Origin of the sequence: Dietzia sp. DQ11-44, assembly GCF_014145205.1 — a bacterium.
Lineage (GTDB): Bacteria > Actinomycetota > Actinomycetes > Mycobacteriales > Mycobacteriaceae > Dietzia > Dietzia natronolimnaea.
Genome location: NZ_JAALEC010000152.1, coordinates 1 through 5068 on the forward strand (window position 1 = coordinate 1; position 5068 = coordinate 5068).

At 70.2% G+C, this 5068-nt stretch carries 5 protein-coding genes; 3 read left to right on the forward strand and 2 right to left on the reverse strand.

Going from position 1 to position 5068, the window contains the following annotated elements; genetic code table 11:
* Both G6018_RS04755 and G6018_RS04760 read left to right on the forward strand, forming a co-directional pair.
* On the forward strand, positions 1–993 hold a 993-nt coding region (locus G6018_RS04755; RefSeq protein WP_182638914.1), incomplete at its 5' end, for an MFS transporter.
* Complete coding sequence (locus G6018_RS04760; protein WP_182638916.1) at positions 990–2534, forward strand: aminotransferase class V-fold PLP-dependent enzyme; 1545 nt, start codon at positions 990–992, stop codon at positions 2532–2534. The genes G6018_RS04755 and G6018_RS04760, both read left to right, overlap by 4 nt.
* A 73-nt stretch (positions 2535–2607) precedes the next feature.
* On the opposite strand, the gene G6018_RS04765 is transcribed toward G6018_RS04760, so the two are convergent.
* Complete coding sequence (locus G6018_RS04765; RefSeq protein WP_182609287.1) at positions 2608–2955, reverse strand: hypothetical protein; 348 nt, start codon at positions 2953–2955, stop codon at positions 2608–2610.
* 67 nt (positions 2956–3022) lie between these two features.
* Positions 3023–3724 carry a GAP family protein gene (locus G6018_RS04770; RefSeq protein ID WP_182638918.1) on the reverse strand — a complete coding sequence of 234 codons (702 nt, stop codon included), beginning with the start codon at positions 3722–3724 and terminating at the stop codon, positions 3023–3025.
* Between the two features lie 100 nt (positions 3725–3824).
* On the opposite strand from G6018_RS04770, the gene G6018_RS04775 reads away from it, so the two are divergent.
* A complete protein-coding gene (locus G6018_RS04775) occupies positions 3825–5039 on the forward strand; it encodes a carbamoyl-phosphate synthase large subunit (protein ID WP_182638920.1) in 1215 nt (404 codons plus the stop codon).
* Positions 5040–5068 lie beyond the last annotated feature (29 nt).

Here is a 5068-nt window from a genome sequence, read left to right on the forward strand (position 1 = left end):
GGCTTCTTCTTGCTGGCCTCGTTGGCCTTCTCGTGTTTCCAGGTCCCCTACCTCGCCCTGCCGGCGGAGCTGACGGGCGAGTCGGCGGTGCGGGTGACCATCCTCGCGTGGCGCGTCGCGGTGCTGGCCGCGACGATCCTCGTGGTGGGGGGCGGTGGTCCGGCGCTGCGCGAGGCGGCCGGCGGTGGGGCGACGGGGTACGTGGTGATGGCCGTGGCCGTGTCCGCCCTGATGCTCGGCGGCATGCTGTGGGCGACGCTCGGATCCGCCCGGCGCACGGTCCTGCGGGCGGACGCACAGGTCGGTGATCTGGGCCGGCAGTACCGCGACGGGCTCGACGCGCTGCGGGTGACCCGGCCGTTCCGCCTGCTGGTGGGCCTGTTCTGCCTGCAGGCTGTCGCCACGGCCGTGATGCTCGCGGGTGGCCAGTACGTCGCCACCTACATCCTCGGCAACGAGGCCGCGTTGACCGGGCTGTTCCTCGCGCTGATCGCCCCCGCGCTGGTGGTGATGCCCCTGTGGGCCCGCCTGGCCCACGCCCGGGGCAAGGTCCCCGCTCTGGCGGCCGCGACCATCCTGTTCACCGTGTCCGCTCTCATGCTCATCCCCGCAGGTGTGTGGCCCGGGATGTGGGTGCACGTCCCCGTGGCGTTCGCGGGGGTCGCCTACGCCGGGATGCAGGCTCTGCCCATGTCGATGCTGCCCGACACCACGGACATGGACCGCGAGCTGGGTGGCCGCCGTCGCAGCGGCGCGATGAGCGGGCTGTGGACGGCGTCCGAGACGGGATCCATGGCGCTCGGGCCCGTCGTGGTTCTGGCGCTGCTCGCGGTGACCGGATTCCGCTCGGGCGGCGTCGCCGATCAGCCCGAACCGGCTCTCTGGGGCATCATCCTCGGTTTCTCCCTGGTCCCCGCCCTCCTGACCGCCGCGAGCCTGCTGGTCATCCGGGCGTTGGGACGCGAACACCCGAACTGGACGGAGCCCGCATGACAGTCGAACCACCGGACACCGATCCCCTGGACGCCCTGATCGCCCGGAGAGGCGAGGCGGCCCTCGAGACGCTGGCCGCGCTGCGGGCGTCGGATCCGCCCACGACCGGCGGCAGGGTGCTCTCCTACGTCTACGACTCGGGCGTGGAGGGCGTGGACCGGTTGGCCGTGCGCGCGGCCGGTCTGGCGCACGGGGTCAACGGCCTGGACCCGACCGTGTTCGGGTCGGTCGCACGGATCCACGGCGGGATCGTCGCAAGGGTCCGCACGATCCTGGGCGGGGACGCCGGAGACGGTCCGGGCGACGACGACGAGGTCCACGGTGTCGTGACGTCGGGCGGCACCGAGAGTTGCGTGCTGGCGTGTCTGGCGGCCCGGGAGGTCTCGGGGCGTGCCCCCGGCAGCGGCGGGACGATCGTCGCCCCGGTGACCGTCCACGCGGCGTTCCGCAAGGCCGCCCACATCCTCGGGATGCGGTTCGTCGGCGTCGAGGTGGACCCCGCGACGGGCCGGGTGGCCGCCGAGGACCTGCTGGCCGCCGTGGATCACGACACCTGCCTGGTGGTGTGCTCGGCCTCCTCCTACCCCACCGGTGTGATCGACCCGGTGGAGCAGGTCGCGGCCGGTCTCGACGCGCACCACGACCCACGGATCGGGCTGCACGTGGACGCCTGCCTGGGCGGGCTGGTGCTCCCCTTCTGGCCGGGCGGGGTGGGATCGACCTGGGACCTCCGGATCAGGCGCGTCACCAGCATCTCGGCCGATCTGCACAAGTACGGGTTCGCCCCCAAGGGCACCTCGGTGCTGCTCAGCCGGGGCCGCGCCAGGCACCGTGCGTCCTGGTTCTCCACCGTCGACTGGCCGGGGTACCCGGTGGTCAACCCCACCCTGTCCGGGTCCAAGCCTCTCGAACCCGCGGCCGCCGCGTGGGCCGTGCTCGAGGCTCTGGGCGACGACGGTCAGTCCGAGCTCGTGGCGCGCACCGCCCGGGCGACCGGGCGCCTCGTGGAGGGGTTGGCCGGCATCGAGGGACTGCGTGTGATCGACTCCGACCCGGGACCCCTGATCGCCGTGGTGGCCGACGGGTCCGTGGGAGACGCCCGACGTGTCCACCCCCACCTGTGGGCGGACGAGTGCGGTCGCAGGGGCATCGCCGTGCAGGCGCAGCCGGCCTACCGTCAGGAGCGGGGCGCGTTGCCGTCGTCGTCCCACCTCACCATCACCCCGGTGACCGAACGCCTGACGGACGAGATCCTCATGGTGGCCCACGCGGCTGCTGATGCGGTACGCGGCATGCCCGACCCGGCGCCCCCGGCCGCGTTCGCCGACGTGCTGGCCGCGCTGGAGGCCGGCGCCCTCTCCCCTGGCGACCTGCTCACCCTCCCCGAGGACGATGTGCACGCGATGGTGTCCGGCGTACTCGCAGGCGACGACGGGGACGACGGCGGGATGGCCGCGCTGCTCGCGGCGATCGAACGCCTCCCGGCCGAGGTGGGTGCCCGGCTGGTGCGGGCGTACCTCGCCGCCGTGATGGAGGGGTGAACGCGAACCGCCCCCCGACCGGAGTTGGGGGGCGGCGCGGGGCGTGGAGTCCCGGTGTCAGACCAGGACCGTGTCAGACCAGGACCGCGATGGCGACGTTGACCACGCCGAGGACGCCGGCGATGGTCGCCAGGGTCCCGGTGCTGCCCGCCGCCCTGGCCTCCTTACGGACGCCCACCACCGCGACGACCAGGATGACGACCGCGACGACGAGCTTGATCCCGATCTTCATGTGATTGAGGTCCACGTCCTGCATCTCGCGCAGACCGACGAGCAGCAGACCGGTGACCACCTGGAGGATCGCGCCGTGCAGGATCGCCTTGTTCATGTGAGGCGCCTTGATGGTGGCGAGCCACCCGCCGATGATGCCGGCCAGGCCGATGAAGTGCAGGATCAGAACGATGTCGAAAACGATGTCCATGTGGACAAGTGTCTCAAACGCACTGGTCACAGTAGTTGCTAAGGATCACCTAACCGGTGACGGAGGGTCATCGGTGCACGAGTGTCGCGAACACCAGCAGGGCGATCCCGCCGAAGGCCATCACGCCGAATGACACCCACCGTGTGTCCCACCCGAGCATGCGTTCGTACACATCGGTGACCTTTCGTGTGGCGACGGGGAATCGGGACCACACCCACGCGAGGAGGACGAACGGTGCGACCAGGGCCAGCACGAAGACGAGATAGGCGCACAGCCTGAGTACGGGATCCGAGCTCACGCTCTCGACCAGACGGCCGGTGAGATACATGATCGGGAGGGTGGTCAGACCGATGATCGCCGAACTGAACCCGAGCACGAACAGGGCGGCCGGCGGGGAGTTCTGGTCGGGTGCGCGCTCGGGACGCTGCGGGCGCACGGGCACGACCCGCAGCCACACCACCATCGCACACGCCGCCACCAGCAGGACCACACCCACGACCAGGTCGACGACGTGGTTCTCCACCACCGCGTCCCCGCGCTGGCGCACCTGGTCCACCAGGTTGGCGGGATTGACGCCGTGGAGAAGCAACCCGAGCGCGGTGGCCCCCGACGCCAGACCCGAGAGCAACCATGTCAGACGCGCGCGCACGTTCCGGTTCCTCGCGAGGATGTCGGCGGTCGCCCCATACAGGGCGGGGCTCAGGCCCAGCGCCAGACCGAACCCGACAAGTGTCGGGACGGCCGCGATCCATCTCGCCACCTCGTGCATGTGCTCCCATTCCGTCGTCTCGACAGTAGTACCGATTGGCCGCCGTCCTGTCCGCGGCCGTGATTAGGATAAGCGGACGGTCACCAGACCCGAGAGGACCATGATGCGCGTACTCGTCACCAGTTCCAGGAACACCTTCGCCCTGGACATCATCCGCAAGCTCGGGAGCCGTGGCCGCACCGTGGTGGCGAGCGACACCTATCCGGGCGCGACGGGCAGTCACTCCAAATACCTCGCGGGTCACGCCGTCACGGCCTCCCCCCGCTACGACACCGACCAGTTCATCCGGGACGTGAGCCGGATCGTCTCCGAATACGACATCGACCTCATCATCCCGACCTTCGAGGAGGTCTTCTACCTCGCCGCCCGGGTCGCGGACCTGCCCGAGGGGGTGACGCTGTTCGGCGGGAGCTTCGCGAAACTCGCGCAACTGCACGACAAGGCGAGCTTCCAACGCCTGGTGGAGCGGTCAGGGGTGCCGATCCCCGAGACGACCGTCGCCACCGACCACGCCTCGCTCGTGGCCGCGATCGAGAAGTACCCGCGCTACTTCGCCCGGGCGGCGTTCTCGCGAGGCGGCGTGGGTCTGTTGACCAACACCGGGCCACTGGCGGGGAAGATGTCCGTCGACGACTGCCACCCCACCGAAGAGCAACCGTGGCTGGTGCAACCGTTCGTCGACGGCCCGATGGTGTGCACCTACAGCACCATCGTGGACGGCCGGGTCACCTCGCACTGCACCTACCGCGCGCCCGAACAGTGGGCGCACAGCACGGGGATCACCTTCCTCGCCGTGGACAGCACCGACACCCTCGACTACACGCAGCGCATCGTCGACGCGCTCGACCCGGGGTTCACGGGCCAGCTCTCGTTCGACTTCGTCGACAACGACGGTCAGCTCTACTCCATCGAGTGCAACCCACGCCCGACCAACGGCGTCATCCTGCTCGAGGCGGAGCAGCTCGAACAGGCGCTCACCGGCCGGAACCCCGAGGCGTTTGTCGTCGAACCGGGCGTCGAACGTCAGATCAGCCTGGCCGTCCTCGCCGACGCGTTCGCCGAGCCGCTCAAGCACCTGCCCACGTCGCTGCACGACCTGCTCCACGTGAAGGACGTCGGTTCGGGGTGGCACGACTCCTTCGCCATGATGTGGAGCCCCGCGACGCTCATCCACGGTGCCAAGCTGAGCCACGGTCAGCGCAAGGAGTTGTTGGGCGCTCTGGGCGACGACATCGTGTGGAACGGAGAACCCATCACCGGGATGAGCGCGGCTGACGCCGCGGCGCTCGAGGATGTCCACGAGCAGCGGGTCTGACAATCGCGCGAGCGGCTGCCATGGCCGCG